14 protein-coding genes and 1 pseudogene are annotated in these 17,762 nt (G+C 64.0%); 3 read left to right on the top strand and 12 right to left on the bottom strand.

Annotated features, from left to right (window positions below):
- Complete coding sequence (locus CK230_RS02350; RefSeq protein WP_176479985.1) at positions 1-720, top strand: glutathione S-transferase family protein; 720 nt, start codon at positions 1-3, stop codon at positions 718-720.
- Here the strand turns inward: CK230_RS02350 and CK230_RS02355 are convergent.
- A complete protein-coding gene (locus tag CK230_RS02355; protein WP_095815571.1) occupies positions 674-1,903 on the bottom strand; it encodes an NAD(P)/FAD-dependent oxidoreductase in 1,230 nt (409 codons plus the stop codon). The two genes, CK230_RS02350 and CK230_RS02355, sit on opposite strands and share 47 nt — an antisense overlap.
- Positions 1,904-1,976: 73 nt before the next feature.
- On the bottom strand, positions 1,977-2,387 hold the full coding sequence (locus CK230_RS02360) for a helix-turn-helix domain-containing protein (RefSeq protein WP_095815572.1): 411 nt from the start codon (positions 2,385-2,387) through the stop codon (positions 1,977-1,979).
- Between the two features lie 273 nt (positions 2,388-2,660).
- On the opposite strand from CK230_RS02360, the gene CK230_RS02365 reads away from it, so the two are divergent.
- Positions 2,661-3,554 (top strand): SDR family oxidoreductase, encoded by an 894-nt coding sequence (locus CK230_RS02365; RefSeq protein ID WP_095815573.1) that lies wholly within the window; start codon positions 2,661-2,663, stop codon positions 3,552-3,554.
- Positions 3,555-3,590: 36 nt separating this feature from the next.
- On the opposite strand, the gene CK230_RS02370 is transcribed toward CK230_RS02365, so the two are convergent.
- The 4 genes from CK230_RS02370 to CK230_RS02385 form a co-directional block, all read right to left on the bottom strand.
- On the bottom strand, positions 3,591-4,631 hold the full coding sequence (locus CK230_RS02370; protein ID WP_095815574.1) for an aldehyde reductase: 1,041 nt from the start codon (positions 4,629-4,631) through the stop codon (positions 3,591-3,593).
- A gap of 31 nt (positions 4,632-4,662) precedes the next feature.
- Positions 4,663-6,585: a potassium transporter Kup gene (locus CK230_RS02375; RefSeq protein WP_095815575.1), complete on the bottom strand. Its 1,923-nt coding sequence runs from the start codon at positions 6,583-6,585 to the stop codon at positions 4,663-4,665.
- Between the two features lie 152 nt (positions 6,586-6,737).
- Complete coding sequence (locus tag CK230_RS02380) at positions 6,738-8,651, bottom strand: potassium transporter Kup (RefSeq protein WP_095815576.1); 1,914 nt, start codon at positions 8,649-8,651, stop codon at positions 6,738-6,740.
- Between the two features lie 86 nt (positions 8,652-8,737).
- Positions 8,738-9,478 carry a pyridoxine 5'-phosphate synthase gene (locus CK230_RS02385; protein ID WP_095815577.1) on the bottom strand — a complete coding sequence of 247 codons (741 nt, stop codon included), beginning with the start codon at positions 9,476-9,478 and terminating at the stop codon, positions 8,738-8,740.
- A gap of 108 nt (positions 9,479-9,586) precedes the next feature.
- On the opposite strand from CK230_RS02385, the gene CK230_RS02390 reads away from it, so the two are divergent.
- Positions 9,587-9,982 carry an STAS/SEC14 domain-containing protein gene (locus tag CK230_RS02390; protein WP_095815578.1) on the top strand — a complete coding sequence of 132 codons (396 nt, stop codon included), beginning with the start codon at positions 9,587-9,589 and terminating at the stop codon, positions 9,980-9,982.
- A gap of 12 nt (positions 9,983-9,994) precedes the next feature.
- Here the strand turns inward: CK230_RS02390 and CK230_RS02395 are convergent, their stop codons facing one another.
- The 6 genes and pseudogenes from CK230_RS02395 to CK230_RS02420 form a co-directional block, all read right to left on the bottom strand.
- Positions 9,995-11,122: an ATP-dependent RecD-like DNA helicase gene (locus CK230_RS02395; protein ID WP_095815579.1), complete on the bottom strand. Its 1,128-nt coding sequence runs from the start codon at positions 11,120-11,122 to the stop codon at positions 9,995-9,997.
- A 134-nt stretch (positions 11,123-11,256) separates the two neighbouring features.
- Positions 11,257-11,607, bottom strand: coding sequence for a nitrile hydratase accessory protein (locus CK230_RS02400; protein ID WP_095815580.1), 351 nt, complete (start codon positions 11,605-11,607; stop codon positions 11,257-11,259).
- Positions 11,594-12,242 (bottom strand): annotated as a pseudogene (gene nthB / locus CK230_RS02405) (nitrile hydratase subunit beta). The gene CK230_RS02400 and the pseudogene nthB overlap by 14 nt, the downstream one beginning before the upstream one ends.
- Positions 12,239-12,856: a nitrile hydratase subunit alpha gene (gene nthA / locus CK230_RS02410; protein ID WP_095815581.1), complete on the bottom strand. Its 618-nt coding sequence runs from the start codon at positions 12,854-12,856 to the stop codon at positions 12,239-12,241. Before nthA ends, nthB begins: the two are co-directional and overlap by 4 nt.
- A 147-nt stretch (positions 12,857-13,003) precedes the next feature.
- Positions 13,004-16,153, bottom strand: coding sequence for an efflux RND transporter permease subunit (locus tag CK230_RS02415; protein ID WP_095815582.1), 3,150 nt, complete (start codon positions 16,151-16,153; stop codon positions 13,004-13,006).
- Positions 16,150-17,463: an efflux RND transporter periplasmic adaptor subunit gene (locus CK230_RS02420; protein ID WP_095815583.1), complete on the bottom strand. Its 1,314-nt coding sequence runs from the start codon at positions 17,461-17,463 to the stop codon at positions 16,150-16,152. Before CK230_RS02420 ends, CK230_RS02415 begins: the two co-directional genes overlap by 4 nt.
- Positions 17,464-17,762: the final 299 nt, after the last annotated feature.

The raw sequence follows: 17,762 nt of genomic DNA on the forward strand, positions 1-17,762 counted from the left end.
ATGACCGCAAGACTGACCCTCGTCAGCCATCATTTGTGCCCCTATGTCCAGCGCGCCGCGATTGCGCTCGCCGAAAAAGGCGTGGCGTTCGAGCGGGTCAACGTCGACCTTGCCGACAAGCCTGATTGGTTCAGAGCCATCTCGCCGCTCGGCAAGGTGCCTCTGCTCCGCGTCCGGTACGGCCACTCGGAGGAGGTGATTTTCGAATCCGCCGTCATCCTCGAATTCCTCGAGGAGACCGAGGCCAATCCCTTGCACCCTGCCGATCCACTCACGCGGGCCAGGCATCGCGCCTGGATCGAATTCGGTTCGGCCGTCCTCAACGCCATAGGCCGCTTCTATTCCGCCGCCGACGAAGCCGCTTTCCTCCATGAAAGCAGAGGTTTGTCCGAAATGTTCGCGCGCCTGGAGGCCGAACTTGCCGCAGGGCAAAGCGGCCCGTGGTTCGCCGGCGTGCGCTTCTCGCTGGTCGATGCCGTCTACGGGCCGATCTTCCGCTATTTCGACACCTTCGACCGCATCGGCGATTTCGGCATTCTCGACGGCAAGCCGCTCGTCCAAGCCTGGCGCGCGGCCTTGAGCGAGCGGCGATCGGTGAAGGAAGTCGTGGGCCTGGACTATCCGCGGCGGCTGCATGCCTTCCTTCGGGCAAAGGGATCCTATCTGTCCGGAATCATCCGGCTGCAGGCCACTGAAACTCCGCAAGCCCGATCCGCCTGAACGGATCGATCACCGTGCCGGCGACCATGGCGGCGAGGAATTGCGGCCCCGGCGGGAACTTCGCCAGCGTCGCCACCATGCGGTCGCGGACAAAGGGCAACGCCGCGGAGTCCGACTGGTAGAACGGCGTCAGCGACAGTGACAGCGCCTGGAAAACCCGCACATGCCAACGGCGTGCGCTGGCATAAGTCGCCAGCGCTTCGTCGACGCTGTCCGCTCGCGCCAGCGCATGGCTGAGCGCGGCAGCGTCGAGCAGCGCCATGTTCGCGCCTTGCCCAAGCTGCGGACTGGTCGAATGGGCGGCATCGCCGATGACGGCAAGTCTTCGGCCGGCCGGCAGCCCCATCGTGTGGTGGCCGTAACGGGCGAGCGAGAGCTGTTCGAAACTGTCGATCTGGCCGGTGAAAGCCTCGCACTCCGGCCACACCGAAACCACTCTCGCCTTCCAGGCTTCGAGCCCCTCGGCCTTTACCCGTTCGGCATCGGTCGGCTTGAGGCTCCAGAAGAAAGCCGCCATGTCTTGCGCGCCGGGCTCCGGCCGGCCGATCGGCAGCACGCCGACCATGATGCTTGCCTTGTCATAGCGCTGTAGCAGCGCGCTCCGATCGAAACCGTCACGCCAGGCGAGCGACGCCCAGAACGCGCCATAGGCGAGCGGCCGCGGCATAGCGGCATCGCCGAGATAGTGCCGCAGTTTCGAGCGCGCGCCGCTGGCGTCGACGATGAGGTCGAACGGTCCAAGCCGCTTGCCGTTGCCGCAGACCAGCGTCGCACGCTCACCTGTCTCCAGCGTCTCGACCTCGACATCGGTCTCGATGGCGATTTCCTCACGCAAGGCGGCGCGGAAAAGCACGCCGAACAGCGCCGCCCGGTGGACCGCGAGGCCGAAACGGCGGCCGCGCCGTGCATCGTAGCGGACTTGGAGCACCGTGCGTCCGGTCTGGGCGTCGGTGCCGTGCAGCCGCTCGATGCGGCTGCCGAGCGAAAGGATATCGTCGAGCAGGCCGAGGTCGGCGAGCACGGTCAGCCCGGTCGGCTGCAGGATCAGGCCGGAGCCGACCGGCTTCGGCGCGTCGAAGCGCTCGAAGATGGTGACCTGGTGCCCCGCCCGCTTGAGATAGAGCGCCGCGGCCAATCCGGCCGGCCCGGCGCCGGCAATCGCGATGTCGTAGGATCTGCTCATTGCCCGCCCAAGCCAAGCCGGCCGGACAATCTCCCAACACAGCAGTCAAATCAAGCTGGCGCTTTGACGCCCGTCAGGCTTGAGCCGCGTCGAAAGCGGCACGTGCCTCGCGCACGGCGTCATGGTTGAGCTCGGCCCATTGGACCAGCATCTGCAGGGGCGCAAACATCGAGCGCCCGAGATCGGTCAGGCTGTATTCCACACTCGGCGGCTTGGTCGGGAATACCTCGCGATGCACATAGCCGTCGCGCTGCAGGTCGTACAGCGTCTGTGTCAGCATACGCTGCGAGATGTCTGGGACCAGCCGGCGCAACTCGCCGAAGCGATAAGGCTTCTCGGCCAGCGCCATGACCAGCAGCGAGTTCCATTTGCCGCTGATTCCCTGGATGACGTCGCGGACCGGACAGTCGGCGAAATTGCCGCCGTTGGTCATCGCCTTATAGACCTCGAGCTTGGCTTTCAGATTGAAGATCTTGCTGTCCATCGCGACACCCACTGATCGAAACTGAAGCATGTCTCCCCAAGGCGGAAACCGGTTTCGGGATAAAGACATGCATAAAACAAAAAACCTAAAGCCGCATGGACCGAATCTGAAAGATCGCAACGCGCCTTAGGTCGGCCGGGGTGGTTCCCTCGCCGTGCCTACCTCCCGAAAAACTGCCTTCTTTACGACTTGAGGTCAATTCCTATTTTAGTGCTGGTCTCTTTTTGAGACTACCACTTGATCCGCCTCCGACACAATTTTAGGGACCCTCACATGACCGAAACCCTCCTCGTCACCGGCGCCTCCGGCCAGCTCGGACGCGCCGTCATCAATCACCTGCTGGATGCGCAGAAGGTGGCGCCGGCGAGCATCATCGCCGCCACCCGCAACCCCGAGAACCTTGCCGACCTTGCAGCGCGCGGCATTGCTGTCAGGGCCGCCGATTTCAACGACAGCGCCTCGCTGGAGGAGGCATTCGAAGGCGCTAACCGAGTGCTGATCATTTCGACGGGCGACCTCGACCTCAAGACTGGCCGCCGCCTGAAGCAGCATGAGACGGCCGTGGCCGCGGCCAAGGCGGCAGGCGTTTCGCATCTGCTCTACACCTCGATGCCCAATCCCGAGCCGGGCTCGCCGGTGCTCTTTGCCGGCGATCACTACGGCACCGAGCAGGCGATCAAGGCGAGCGGCATCCCGTACACCATCTTCCGCAACGGCTGGTATCAGGAGAACCTGTTCATGTCGCTGCCGCACGCCATTTCGTCGGGCAAGTGGTACACGTCGGCCGCCGACGGACGCATCGCCCACGGCGCGCGCGACGATATGGCGGCCGCTATCGCCGCCGGTCTCGCGTCCGGCTCCAAGGAAAGCCGCATCTACACGCTGACCGGCCCGCAGGCCTACACCACGAACGAGATCGCGGCGCTGGTAAGCGAGGTGACCGGCAAGCCGCTGGAGGTCATCCAACTGCCCGACGAGGCGTTGACCGAGGGCGTCAAGGCGGCGGGCATTCCCGAAGACTTCGCCCGCATCATCGTCTCCTTCGATGTCAACACGCGCGCCGGCCGCATAGGCGAGGTGACCGATGCCGTCGAAAAACTCTCGGGCCGCAAGCCGCGGACGCTGAAGCAGTTCCTCGAAGCGAACAAGACGGCCCTGCTCGGTTGAAGCCAGACGCGCCCGAGAGGGCCTCTCAGGCGCGCTTCACTTCGACTTCTTGAGCAATCCAAGCTGGACCAAGCTTTGACCGGTCGCGACAAGCGCCTCTTCCCGCGATCGCGGCGTCCAGCCGAGCAGGCGCATGGCCTTGGCGCCAGTCGCGTTCCTCGGCTTGCCCAGTTCCGTCACGATCTGGGCCGCCTGCCCGTCGAACAGGCCGACGATCCGGACCAGCCAGTCCGGCAGCACTCTGGTCGTGATGCGCGCCCCTGCATTGCCGAGCCGCGCCTTCAGCGTCCGCGCGATTTCCAGCACCGTCATGAAATCGCCGCTGATGGCCAGGAACCGCTCGCCCTTGGCGGCAGGATTGGTCATGGCCCGCAGATGGAGGTCGGCGACGTCGCGCGCATCGACCACGCCGAACACCATGCGGGGCAGTCCGGGCATCTCGCCATCCATCAGCCGCCTGATGAAATCGGTCGACGTCGAATGATCCGGCCCCAGAACCGGCCCGAAGATGCCGACCGGATTAACGACCGCCAACTCCAGTGACCCGCCTTCTCGATCGATGAAATCCCACGCCGCCCGCTCGGCCAGCGTCTTCGACTTCACATAGGCGCTGACCTTCTGCGACAGATCGGTCCAGTTCTCCTCCGTGAACGCACGTCCGGCGACCGGTGTCTGGCCATAGCCGACAGCGGCGAAGGACGAGGTGAGCACCACCCGTTCGACGCCGGCATCGCGCGCGGCGCGCAGCACGCGCAACGCCCCTTCCCTGGCCGGGACGATCAGGTCGTCCTCATGCTTCGGCACGCCCGGCGGAAAAGGCGAAGCGACGTGAAGGACGTACCGGCATCCGGCGACCGCTTCGGGCCAGCCCGTGTCGCTCGTGAGATCGGCATGGGCGAAGGAAAGCGCATCGCCCGGCTCGGCGCCGCCGACCTTCAGCATGGCAAGAACATCGGCCTCGCGCCTGGCCGAGCGCACCGTGCTGCGCACGCGGTGGCCAGCGTTGAGAAGCGCAAGGATGCAATGAGCGCCAAGAAAGCCGGACCCGCCGGTCACAAGCACCAACTCGCCGCTCATGCCCGCCTCCCGACAGCGGCTGTTCAAGCCGTCAAATAGCCACCTGCGTACCGATCTCCACGACGCGTCCGGTGGGGATCTGGAAATATTCCGTCGCGTCCGCCGCCGTGCGCGCCAGGCCGATGAACAGCCTGTCCTGCCAAAGAGGCATGCCGGAATTGGGGGAAGCCTTCAGCGAGCGCCGCGACAGGAAGAAGGACGTCGTCATGATGTCGAACTTCCAGCCCTGCTTGCGACAGATGGCCAGCGCCCGCGGAATGTTGGGCTGCTCCATATAGCCGAAGGTCAGCGTCACGCGCATGAACAGCTCGTTGACCGTCTCCAGCTTGACCCGCTCGCTGTCCGGCACGACCGGCTGCGGCGCCGTCACCACCGACAGGATAACGTTCTTCTCATGCAGCACCTTGTAGTGCTTCAGGCTGTGCATCAGTGCCGTCGGCGCGCTCAGCGGATCGCTGGTGAGGAACACTGCGGTGCCCGATACCAGTTGCGGCTTCTTCTTCAGGAGGTTCGCCGCCAGGAAATCGAGCGGGATCTCGTTGCGGCGCGTCTTGTCGAACAGGTAGCGGCTGCCGCGCACCCAGGTCCACATGCCGAGGATGATGGCGAAGGCTACCGCGAGCGAAGCCCAGCCGCCTTCGAACACCTTGACGATGTTGGAAGCGAAGAAGCCGAGGTCGATCAGCGCGAAAACCACCGTCAGGGCGACAGCCGGCCAGATGTTCCAGTTCCAGATTCGCGTCATGACGATGAACAGCAGCGTCGTCGTCACCAGCATGTTGCCGGTGACCGAGATGCCGTAAGCCGAGGCGAGCTTGCTGGATTCACCGAAACCGACCACCAGCAGCATCACCACCAGCGCGATCAGCATATTGACGCGGGGCATGTAGACCTGGCCGGACTGCTTCTCCGATGTATGCAGGATTTCGAGCCGCGGCAGCATGTTGAGCTGCACCGCCTGCCTCGTGAGCGAATAGGCGCCGGAGATCACCGCCTGGCTGGCGATGACCGTCGCCGCCGCCGCCAGCACAACCATCGGGATCAGCGCCCAGCCTTCGTTCATCTCGAAAAACGGGTGCCCGACCGTGCCGCCCTTGGCGAGCACATAGGCGCCCTGGCCGGCATAGTTCAAAAGCAGGCACGGGAACACGATGGCAAGCCAGGCCAGGACGATCGGTTTGCGGCCGAAATGGCCGAGGTCGGCATAGAGCGCTTCGGCGCCGGTCACGGCCAGGAAGACCGCGCCGATGGTGACAAAAGACACGTCCGGCGAATTGACCAGGAAGGCGACGATGTAATGCGGGCTTATGGCCCACAAGATTTCCGGATCGTCGATGATGTGATTGAGGCCGGACAGGCCGATGGCGAGAAACCACACTGCTGTCACCGGGCCGAACACCAGGCCCACGCCGCCGGTGCCGAACCGCTGGACCGCAAACAGCACCGCAAGGATCAGAAGGGTCAGCGGCACGACATAGGGCTGGAAGGCAGGTGTGACGACATTCATGCCTTCGACCGCCGACAGCACCGAGATGGCGGGCGTGATGACTGCATCGCCGAAGAACAGCGACGCGCCTACGATGCCGATGCCAAGCACGATCGCCGAACGCGCCGGGAAAGTGCCGCGCGCCAGCGCCATCAAGGACAGCACGCCGCCTTCGCCGCGATTGTCGGCGCGCAGGACGAACATGATGTACTTGATCGTCACCGTGATGGTGAGCGACCAGATGATCAGCGACAGCACGCCCAGAATGTCGGCGCGATTGGCGACATCGCCGCCCGAGGAAGCATGCAGCGCTTCGCGAAACGCGTAGATCGGGCTGGTGCCGATGTCGCCATAGACGACGCCGAGCGCACCCAGCATCAGCACCTTGGTGCTGTGCTGCTCGATTTCAGCGTGGCTCGATTGGTCGGCGGGCTCTGCGTCTGCACCACCACCATTGGCAAGGGCCATGGACGACACTCCGATAAAACGCGCGGTGCTCTACGCTTGCTGCAGTGCAATATCAAGTGCCCTTGCGTGAGGGCTCCCATGCCGCCCACGCACGGCTTTCAGTATAAGCGACGGCCGGGCCGGCTCATCCGGCGCGGCGGAGAGTGGTCTCATCAAATGGCGACCTGCGTCCCGATCTCAACCACGCGGCCGGTCGGAATCTGGAAGTACTCCGTGGCATCCGCAGCCGAGCGCGCCAGGCTGATGAACAGCCGGTCCTGCCAGACCGGCATGCCGGAATTGGGTGAAGCCTTCAGCGAGCGCCGCGACAGGAAGAAGGACGTCGTCATGATGTCGAATTTCCAGCCCTGCTTGCGGCAGATGGCCAGCGCCCGCGGAATGTTGGGCTGCTCCATGTACCCAAAGGTCAGCGTCACGCGCATGAACAGCTCGTTGACCGTCTCCATCTTCACGCGCTCGCTGTCGGGCACCACCGGCTGGGGCGCGGTCACCACCGACAGGATGACGTTCTTCTCGTGCAGCACCTTATAGTGCTTGAGGCTGTGCATCAGCGCCGTCGGCGCGCTCAGCGGATCGCTGGTCAGGAAAACTGCCGTGCCTGAGACGAGCTGAGGCTTCTTCTTCAGGAGGTTCGCCGCGAGGAAATCGAGCGGGATCTCGTTGCGGCGCGTCTTGTCGAACAAATAGCGGGTGCCGCGGATCCAGGTCCACATGATCAGCCCCATGATCGAGGCCACAGTGATCGACACCCAGCCGCCCTCGACGACCTTAACGACATTGGCCGAGAAGAAGCCGAGATCGATGACGCCGAAGAGCACCACCAGGGCCAGCGCGGTCGCAACCTGCCATTTCCACAGCCAGCGCATCACCACGAACAAAAGGATCGTCGTCATCAGCATCTCCCCGGTGACCGAAATGCCGTAGGCGGCGGCCAGCGCGCTCGAACTGCCAAAACCGACGACCAGGAGCATCACGCCGAGCGCCACCAGCAGATTGACCCGCGGCATATAGATCTGGCCGCTCTGCATCTCGGATGTGTGCTGCACCTCGATGCGCGGCAGAAGGTTGAGCTGCACCGCCTGCCTGGTCAGCGAGAAGGCGCCGGAAATGACCGCCTGGCTGGCGATGACGGTGGCTGCCGTTGCCAGGCCAACCATCGGCATCAGCGCCCATTCGGGCAGCATCTGGAAGAACGGGTTGGTCGGCTTGCCGCCATGCGAGAGCACGAAGGCGCCTTGGCCGAAATAGTTCAGCAGCAGGCAAGGAAACACAATCGCGAACCAGGCCATCACGATCGGCTTGCGGCCGAAATGGCCGAGGTCGACATAGAGCGCTTCGGCGCCCGTGACCGCCAGGAACACGGCGCCGACGGTGACGAAAGCGCCTGTCGGCGTGGTGGCGAGATAGTAGATCGCGTAATACGGATTGATCGCCAGAAAGACGGATGGATCGTCGACGATGTGGTAGACGCCGGCTGCGCCGATCGCCACGAACCATGTCGCCGTCACCGGCCCGAACACCGCCGCCACCTTGCCGGTGCCGAAGCGCTGCACGGCAAATAGCACCGCCAAGATGATCAGAGTGATCGGCACCACGAAGGCATCGAGCGCCGGCGTGACGACTTCCAGACCTTCGACCGCCGACAGCACCGATATCGCCGGGGTGATGATTGAATCCCCGAAGAACAGCGCGGCGCCGCAAAGGCCAATCACCAGGATGAGCTTGGAACCCGGCGGGTAGGCGCTGCGCGCCAGCGCCATCAGCGACAGCGTGCCGCCCTCGCCCTTGTTGTCGGCCCTGAGCACGAATGCGACATATTTGATCGTGACGATGATCGTTAGCGCCCAGACGATCAGCGACAGCACGCCGAGCACGTCATTGCGGGCAACCGAGCTCGAAGACGCGTGCAGCGCTTCGCGAAACGCATAGATCGGGCTCGTGCCGATATCGCCATAGACGACGCCCAGCGCCCCAAGCATGAGCACCTTGGTGCTGTGCTGCCGCTCGTTTTCGGCATGGCCCGCACGTTCGAGGGATTCTGTTTCGCCGACGTTGGCTAGCACCATGAACCCCATTTCACCGGATTCGCCACGTTCCGAGGTCGCCGCGACGCGCGGGATGCACCGGAATTGCCGAAACTACGCAAGGCGCCCTACCACCCGCAGGCCTTCAGAAACCGCCCCACCGTCCCGGCCATGCCATACTCCAATGCATCGGCTGTCAACCCATGTCCGATCGATACTTCGGCCAATGCCGGGATGCGTCTGGCCAGTGCCGGTAGGTTCTTCACCGTCAGATCGTGGCCGGCATTCACGCCGAGCCTGGCCTTGAACGCGGCGTCGGCGGTTTTTCCCAGCCTTTCCAGTTCTTTCGCCGCCTTTGCGGAATCGGAATGGAAACCTCCATACGGCCCGGTATAGAGCTCGATGCGGTCGGCGCCGGTATCGCGCGCCGCATTCACGCCCGCAGCGTCCGCATCGGAAAACAGCGACACCCTGAATCCGCCCCTCTTCAACCGCTTGACGATCGGAGTGAGGAACGCCGCCTGGGCAATGAAGTTCCAGCCATGGTCGGAAGTTGCCTGCGCCGGGTCGTCCGGCACCAGCGTCACCTGTTCGGGCTGGTTCTTCTCGACAAGGGCCAGGAAATCCTCGGTCGGATAGCCCTCGATGTTGAACTCCGCGCCGGGAAACTCATCGTCGATCAGCGCCCTGATCTCCAGCAGGTCGGAATGCCTTGTGTGCCGCTCGTCGGGCCTCGGATGCACCGTCAGCCCGTGCGCGCCGGCGGCAAGGGCGATGCGGCCAAGTCCGGTGACGCTGGGCCACGGCAGGTCGCGGCGGTTGCGCAGCATGGCGACAGCGTTGAGATTGACCGAGAGCTTGGCGGGCATGAGCTGGGGTCCATTGGATCGGCGGCATCTATACCGCCTTTGGTGGGAACAGATAGGGGGTTTCGCGTGTTCCAGGGGATAGTTGGAGGCTAAGATGAGGATTTGCCAGTGAATTTCCTCGAAGCCGTGCCGGCGGTCCGCCGCATCGAGACGAACCGCGACGCGATTTTCGCCATCGACGTCGTCGGCAATGTCTCGCCGGCCGATGCGGAAAACCTGTTCGGCCTGCTGGAAGCCGCCTACGCGCTGCATCCGAGGGTCGACGTGCTGATCAGGCTGACCGACGAGGAAAGCGTCGACTGGGCCAATATCAAGCAAGACACGCTCCGGCAGGGCGTGGCCGACGCGATGGAACATGTCGTTCGCTGCGCCATCATCGGCGAGCCGGCTTGGGCCTCCCTCGTCGCCGGCGTGTTCCCGAAGACGCTGCCCTTCGAAGTCAGACGCTTCGATGTCGACGATGAGGAAGCCGCCTGGCAGTGGCTTGGCGCAAGGCCGACCTGATGGCCAAAAACGTCAGCGAACGATGGTCAACCGCTCGGCGGCACGGGTAATGGCAGTATAGAGCCAGCGCTGCCGGGTCTCCTTGAAGGCCCACCTCTCGTCGAACAGAACCACGTCGTTCCACTGCGAGCCTTGCGCCTTGTGCACAGTCAGCGCATAGCCATAGTCGAAATCGTCGAAGCGCTTCTTCTGCTGCCAGGGGATTTCGGCGTCCGGATCCTCGAACGCCGCCTTGAGCAGCTTGATCTTGGCGACGCCGCGATCGGGATCGTCCTCTTCCGGCGAGACCAGAAGGTTGATGCCGGGCTTCACCGTCTCGCGCGAGGACGTCATCACCTTCCACAGCGAGCCGTTGAGCAGGCCCTTGGCTGGGTCGTTGCGCAGGCAGACCAGCTTGTCGCCGGCTTGCGGAAAGTCGGCATTGAACCCTTTCAGCTCGCGCAGCCTTTGATTGTAGCGCCGGCGCGTGCGGTTGGTGCCGACCAGCACCTGGTCGGCCTTGAGCACAAGGTCCTGGTTGACTGCTTCCCTGCCGATGACCTGCGCCGTGCCGTAATCGCCATGCATGAATTCCCGGCCTTCGCGCACGTCGAGCGCCAGCCGGATGATCGGGTTGTCGCGCGCCTGGCGGTGGATTTCCGTCAACAACACGTCAGGTTCGTGTTCGGTGAAGAAGCCGCCGCCCGAGATCGGCGGCAACTGCGCCGGATCGCCCAGCACCAGGATCGGTGTGCCGAAGCTTTGCAGGTCGCGGCCGAGCTGTTCGTCGACCATCGAGCATTCGTCGATGACGACGAGCTTGGCGCGCGAAATCGGGCTTTGCCGGTTGAGTGAAAAGGTCGGCGACATCGAGGTCTTGCCGGTCACCTCGTCCGCGACCGATTCCTCGCCTTTCGGCCGGTAGATCAGCGAATGGATGGTGCGGGCGTTGGTCGCCCCTTTGGAACGCAGCACCTGCGCCGCCTTGCCGGTGAAGGCGGCAAACTGGACCTGGCCGTCGACATGCTCGGCGAAATAGCGCGCCAGCGTCGTCTTGCCGGTGCCGGCATAGCCGAACAGCCGAAAGACCTGCGGCCGGCCCTCCTTGAGCCAGCGCCCGACCGCCTTCAGAGCCTCGTCCTGTTGGGGAGAAAATTCCATCAGTGCGACAGACCGGATTCGCAAGCGAAAGACAAGATTGGCCGCTGTATCGACCGTGTCAGTGGCAATCACAAGCGCCTCCGACAAGTAAGGCTATCAGCCGCAAACAAGAACGTAAAGAGAACAAAAATGATCTATCGCCTTGCGCGCGGATCATTCTCCAGCAGGATCGGCTTGCCGTGTGGCGTCGCATGGGCGGCGCGTTCCCAGGCGGCGGCCAGCTCATCCACCTCGCCCTTGCCGGCGATTCCCTTCCGGGACAAAAGCGTTTCCAGCGCCGCCAGCCAACGCTCGTAATAGTCAAGCCCGTCGCTCGCCGCGCCCGGCTTCTTCACCTCGGCCGACAGAGCCTCTGCCCATTCACTCCATGAAAATAGGCCCTTGTCGCGCAGCGCAACGGTCAGAGCGAAGGCTTCGGCCTGCCACGGCTCGGCGAAGACCTGCTCGTCGAAACCCGCCGGCAACTTGGCCTCATGCCGGCTCAAGATAGCTCTCCCAGGCATCGATCGAGACGCTGAGCGTCCGATCGGCGCCCTCGCCCCAGATTTCGGCTCCGTCGAACACCACGGTATAGACCCATTGCGGGTTCTCGCCCCGGCCATGCGCATTGCTGTCCGGAAAGACGAAGCCGTCGCGAACGGCATCGATCGCCGCGCGCGTAGCGCGGCAGGCGCGTATGGCCGGTCGGATTGAAATTCTTCGTCCGCACCCGGTCGCCCGCTCGGAACCGAGCCGGCGTGGCGACCGGCCGGTCGCACGGCCCGCCCTTGGCGAGCACGGCCGGCACGTCGGCCGCCTTCAAAACCCGCTTCGGCGTCGCGGCCGTATCGACCGCCTTGCCGGCAGCAAGGTCGCGCTCGGTAACGAAGCCGTGGCGTTTCAGGAGCGTTTCCAGCGCCTTGATCCAGATCTGGTAGTAGCTCGACGAATAGTAGTCGGCGGGATGCAGCGATTCCCGCGCATGCCGGCTCTCATCGATATTCCACGCACCCATGCCCCCGGCGGTGAGCGTCACGCCCAGCGCCCTTTTTTCCCATGCTGCGTGGAAATAAGGCTCGTCCTTCTCGGGCGCGACCGGCCCGAAACCCATCTGCCCGCCGAGATCCTGCGGCCCGTTCATGCCGGCTCCCCTTCCGGCTCCTTGGCCAGCGCCGTGCCGATCATCGCGTCTCGGCTGACCAGTTCGGCGAGCTGTTCCTCGCTCCAGCCCTCCGTGCCTTTCGGTCGCATCGGCACCACCAGATAGCGAAGCTCGGCGGTGGAATCCCACACGCGGATCTTCTTCTCCGCCGGCAGCGTCAGCCCGAACTCCTCGAGCACGCCGCGCGGATCGATCACCGCCCGCGAGCGGTAAGGCGGCGCCTTGTACCAGACCGGCGGCAGGCCGAGCACCGACCACGGATAGCAGGAGCAAAGCGTGCAGACGACGAGGTTATGCGTCTCCTCGCTGTTGAACACCGCCTGCATATGCTCGCCCTGGCGGCCGGTATAGGAGAGCGATTCGATCGCCGCCGTCGCATCACGCTTCAGCCAGTCGGCATAGGCCGGATCGTTCCAGGCTTTCGCCACCACCCGCGCGCCATTGCGCGGGCCGATCTTCGTCTCGTAGGTGTCGACGATGACGTCGATGGCCGCGGGGTCGATCAGGCCCTTTTGGGTCAGGATCGTCTCCAGCGCGCGCACACGCGCCGCGAACGGATCGAGCTCGTTGTCGTGGTCATGATCATGGGTCATGCCCCCGAGACTAGGATCGGCTGCCGTTGGCCGCAAGCGCGACGCCTTGGGCCAGTGGTGCTGGAGCGAAACTGAGGCTTCGCTCCAGGTTTGTTTTCTGAGGCATGATCTTGTCCGAAAAGTCTGCAACTTTTCGGGATCATGCTGCTACTCGGCCGCCACCTTCTTCGGCTCTGCCTCGCCGTCGAACAGCGAGGGTTGCTCGCCGCCTTCCACCACATGCAGCGTGGGCTGGCTCCGTCTCGAGGAGAAGCTGAGCAGCCAGCCGGAGAAGTTCTCGAAATAGACGTAGATCACCGGCGTGACGAACAGCGTCAGCGCCTGCGAGGCGAGCAGGCCGCCGACCACCGCGACGCCGAGCGGCTGACGCAATTCGGCGCTGGCGCCGGTGCCGAGCGCGATCGGAATTGTGCCCATCAACGCGGCAAGCGTCGTCATCATGATCGGCCGGAAACGCATCAGGCAGGCCTTGTGGATGGACTCCTTGGCCGACATGCCCTGTCGCCTGAGCTCCAGCGCGACGTCGACCATCATGATGCCGTTCTTCTTGACGATGCCGATCAGCATCAGGATGCCGATCACCGCGATGACCGACAGGTCCATGCCGGCAAAGCGCAGCGCCACCACCGCGCCCAGCACCGCCGACGGCAGGCCGGTGAGGATGGTGAGCGGGTGGATGAAGCTCTCATAGAGCATCCCGAGCACGATGTAGATCGTCAGGATAGCGCCGCCGATCAGCAGGCCCTGGTTGGCGAGCGAATCCTGGAAGGTCTTGGCGGTGCCGGCAAAGCTCGTCGAGATCGCCGTCGGCATGCCGATCTGCTCCTTGATCTGATCGATGCGGGTCACCGTGTCGCCGAGCGACACGCCCTGCGGCAGGTTGTAGGAGATCGTCACCGCGGGCAGCTGTCCAAGCTGGTTGACCGTCAGGGCGCCGGCCGTGCGGTCGACACGGGCGAAAGCGCCAAGCGGCACCAGACTGCCGCTCGCCGTCCTCACCTGGATGGCCAGCATATGTTCGGGCGACCACTCGATCTTGGGATCGAGCTCGGTGATGACTTGATAGCTGTCGGCCGAACCGAAGATCGTCGAGACCTGGTCGGTGCCGAAGCCACCATAGAGGGCCGAACGCAGCGTGCTGGTGTCGATGCCGAGCTGAGCGGCCTTGTCGCGGTCGACCACCAGTGATGCCTGCAAGGCGTTGTTCTGCAAATCGCTGGTGACGTCGGTGAAGTTCGTATGGTCGGCCGCCATCGCATCATTCAGCTTCTGCGCCCAGATATCCGTCTGGCCGGTATCGAGCCCCTGGACCACGAGCTGATAGGCGCTGGCCGACGAACGTGAGCCAAGCCTGAGGTTCTGCACCGGCTGCATATAGGTCTCGATACCCGCCACGCCGGCGAGTTGGCGCCTCAGATCCGCAAGCACCTTCTCGATGTTGGGACGCTGGTCCTTGCCCTTGAGCTGGACGAAGAGCTGCCCCTGGTTGAGCGCGTTGTTGCCGCTGCCCGCCGACCACGCCACATGGTCGACATAGGGCGACTTCGAGAACACGCTGGCCACCTGGCCCTGCAGCTTCGCCATGGCGTCGAACGAGATGTCCTGGCGCGCGATGGTGGTCACCGAGATCTGGCCGATGTCCTCCTGCGGGAAGAAGCCCTTCGGCGAAACCTGGATCACCCACACCGACGCCGCGGCAGTGGTGATGAAGACCAGGAAGATCAGGAAGGTGTGGCGCAGGCAGAAGCTCAAGAGCCAGTCATAGGCGCGGGTGACGATGTCATGCCTGCCGGCGCCATGCGCCTCGCGATCCGCCTTCGTCACCGACAACAGCCGCGAGCAGAGCATCGGCGTCAGCGTCAGCGAGACGAACATCGAGGCCAGGATGGCGACGGTCACCACGACGGCGAATTCGTTGAAGATGCGGCCGATGACGCCGCCCATCAGAAGCACGGGAATGAACACCGCCACCAGCGAGATCGAGATCGAGATGATGGTGGAGCCGATCTCGCGCGCGCCCTTCAGCGAGGCGTCAAAGGCCGATAGCCCATCCTCTTCCATGTGGCGGAAGATGTTTTCGAGCATGACAATGGCGTCGTCGACGACGAGGCCTACGGCCAAAGTCAGTCCCATCAGCGAGATGTTGTCGATGGAAAAGCCGAACAGGAACATCGCGCCAAGCGTGGCGATCAGCGAGATCGGCACGGCCACCGCCGGAATGATCGTCGCCGTCACCCTGCGCAGGAACACGAAGATCACCATCACCACGAGCGCGATGGTCAAGAGCAGCGTGAACTGAACGTCGTCGACGGCCTGGCGGATCGAGGTCGAGCGGTCGTTGAGCAGCTTGATCTGGGCGGCGGCCGGCATCTGGTCCTGGAAGGACGGCAGCATCGCCTTGACCTTGTCGACGACATCGACGGTGTTGGCGTCGGGCTGGCGCTGCACGGCCATGATGATCGCGCGGGTACCGTCGTACCAGCTCGCCGTCGTCGTGGTCTGCACGGAATCGACGACGCGCGTCACCTCGCCCAGCCGCACCGGATGGCCGTTCTTGGTGGCGATGATGAGGTTGGAGAAACCGGCGGCGTCGGTAAGCTGCGTGTTGGCGGTGATCGTCAGCTGCTGCTTGTTGTTCTGTAGCACGCCGAGCGGGGTGTTGCTGTTGGCAGAGGCGATCGCCGCCTGCAGCTGGTCGATCGAGATGCCGCGCGCGGCAAGCGCGGTCGGATCGATCTGGATGCGCACCGCGTATTTCTGTTGGCCGAAGATCGACACCTGGGCCACGCCGTCGATGGTCGACAGCGAAGGCGAGATGACGTTCTCGGCGAAGGCGTCGAGATCGGTCAGCGGAACCGTGTCGCTGACCAGCGACATCAGAAGGATCGGCGCATCGGCCGGATTGACCTTGCGATAGCTTGGCGGCGAGGTCATTTCCGGCGGCAGCGATTTTTGCGTGCGCGCGATCGCCGCCTGCACGTCGGCGGCCGCCGCGTCGATATCGCGGTTCAGCACGAACTGGATGGCGATCGAGGTCTGGCCAAGCGAATTGGTGGTCGAGATCGAATCGATGCCGGCGATCGTCGCGAATTGCTTGATCAGCGGCGTGGCCACCGATGTCGCCATGGTCTCCGGCGACGCGCCGGGCAGGCTGGCCGAAACATTGACCACCGGAAATTCGGCGCTGGGCAGCGCTGCCACCGGCAGGAACTTATAGGCAAAAATACCGCCCAGAATGAGGGCGAACGACATCAGCAGCGTGGCGACGGGCCTGCGAATGCAGAATTCGGAGATCATTGGCTCGCCCCGCCGGCCTTGTCTGCCTCCGCGACCTTGGGTGATGCCTGGTCACCGGATCCGGCGGCCTTGCCTTCATGCACCGCTGCGCCATTCTTCAATCGTGTCTGGCCTTCGACGACGACCTTCTCGCCGCTCTTGAGACCATCGCTGATGGCGCTGTTCTGGCCCTCCATCAGCGCCACCTGCACCGGACGCATCTCCACGGTGTTGTCCGGCTTGACGACATAGACGAAGGGACCCTTTTGGCTGGGCTGCACCGCGACCGTCGGCACCGAGGTCATGTGCGGCATTGTGCCGGCGTCGAGCACCACATTCAAATATTGCCCCGGCCACAGCGAAAGATCCGGGTTCGGTATGCTGGCCCGCGTTGCGATGGTGCCGGAGGCGGTGTCGACGCTGGAATCGACGAAGTCGAGCGTGCCCTTGCCGATCGGCGTCGGGTCGCCGTCCTTGGTCAGCGTCACGTTGCCTTGCTGCGGGTCGGCGAGCGCCTTGTGCAGCAGGGCGAGATTGCTTTCCGGCAGCGTGAAATTCACCTGCAGCGGATCCATCTGCGTGATGGTGACAAGCGGCGTCGAGCTGCTCGAGTTGCCGTTGCTGGTGGTGACGAGATCGCCGACCGAGACGTTGACGGCCCCGAGCCGGCCCGAGATCGGCGCGGTGATGGTCGCATAGCTCAATTGCACGGTGTCGGCATCGATCGTCGCCTTATCGGCGTCGATCGTCGCGGCCGCGGCTTTCTGTGCCGCCAGCGCCTGATCGTAGGTCTGCTGGGTGCCGGCCTGCTTGGCGACGAGGTCCTTGGCGCGCTGCAGGTCGGCCTGGGCGCTCACCAGCATCGCCTGGTCCTTGGTGAGCTGCGCCTGATCCTTGGCGAGTTGCGCCTTCAGCGCGCGGTCATCGAGCGAAATGACCAGATCGCCGGCCTTGACCATCTGTCCGTCCTTGACCGCGATCGACACGATCTGGCTGGAAACCCGGGCATTGATGTTGACCACCTCCGGTGACGACACAAAGCCGATGGCATAGCGGCGTATCGGGAAATCGGCGGTGGTCGCGGTGGCGGAGACGATCGAGGCCGAACGCGGCCCGCCGCCTTTCGCATTGTCGCCTTTCGCATTGTCCGAGGCGCCGGCCGCCTTATTGCCGCTCGCCGCCTTGTCCGCAGTCACGCCAGCCTGCTTGCCCGAAATCAGTTGCTGGACCTTGGTCAGCATTGTGGGGGCCAGCGTCGTGGGCGAAAAATAGAGCCCGCCGCCTGCCAGGCAGGCGACCGCCACAACTGCAAAGGCGATTTTTCCGCGCATCGATAAACAAGCCCTCTACCCGACACGCCGATCCCGGTGGTCCATTCTAGCTCGATCCACGGCCTTTCGCCGTAAATTTCGCCGAATAGATAGGACACGGCTTTGGCGGAAAAGGGCCAAAACGCGGCATTACGAAGATTTAATGTGCAGCGCACAAAAGCTGGGCAGCCGGCAAAAGAGGCCGCGAACCGCCCTCCAACCTGTTCGAAAAACTGCCAGATGTGTTGAGATTCAGGTCAGGCCGAGTCGAAAACGGTGGCTTTCGAGAACCGGAGCGGAGCGTACTTTTCGTACGTGAG

The sequence above is a fragment of the Mesorhizobium sp. WSM3859 genome, from assembly GCF_002295065.1.
Classification (GTDB): Bacteria; Pseudomonadota; Alphaproteobacteria; order Rhizobiales; family Rhizobiaceae; genus Mesorhizobium.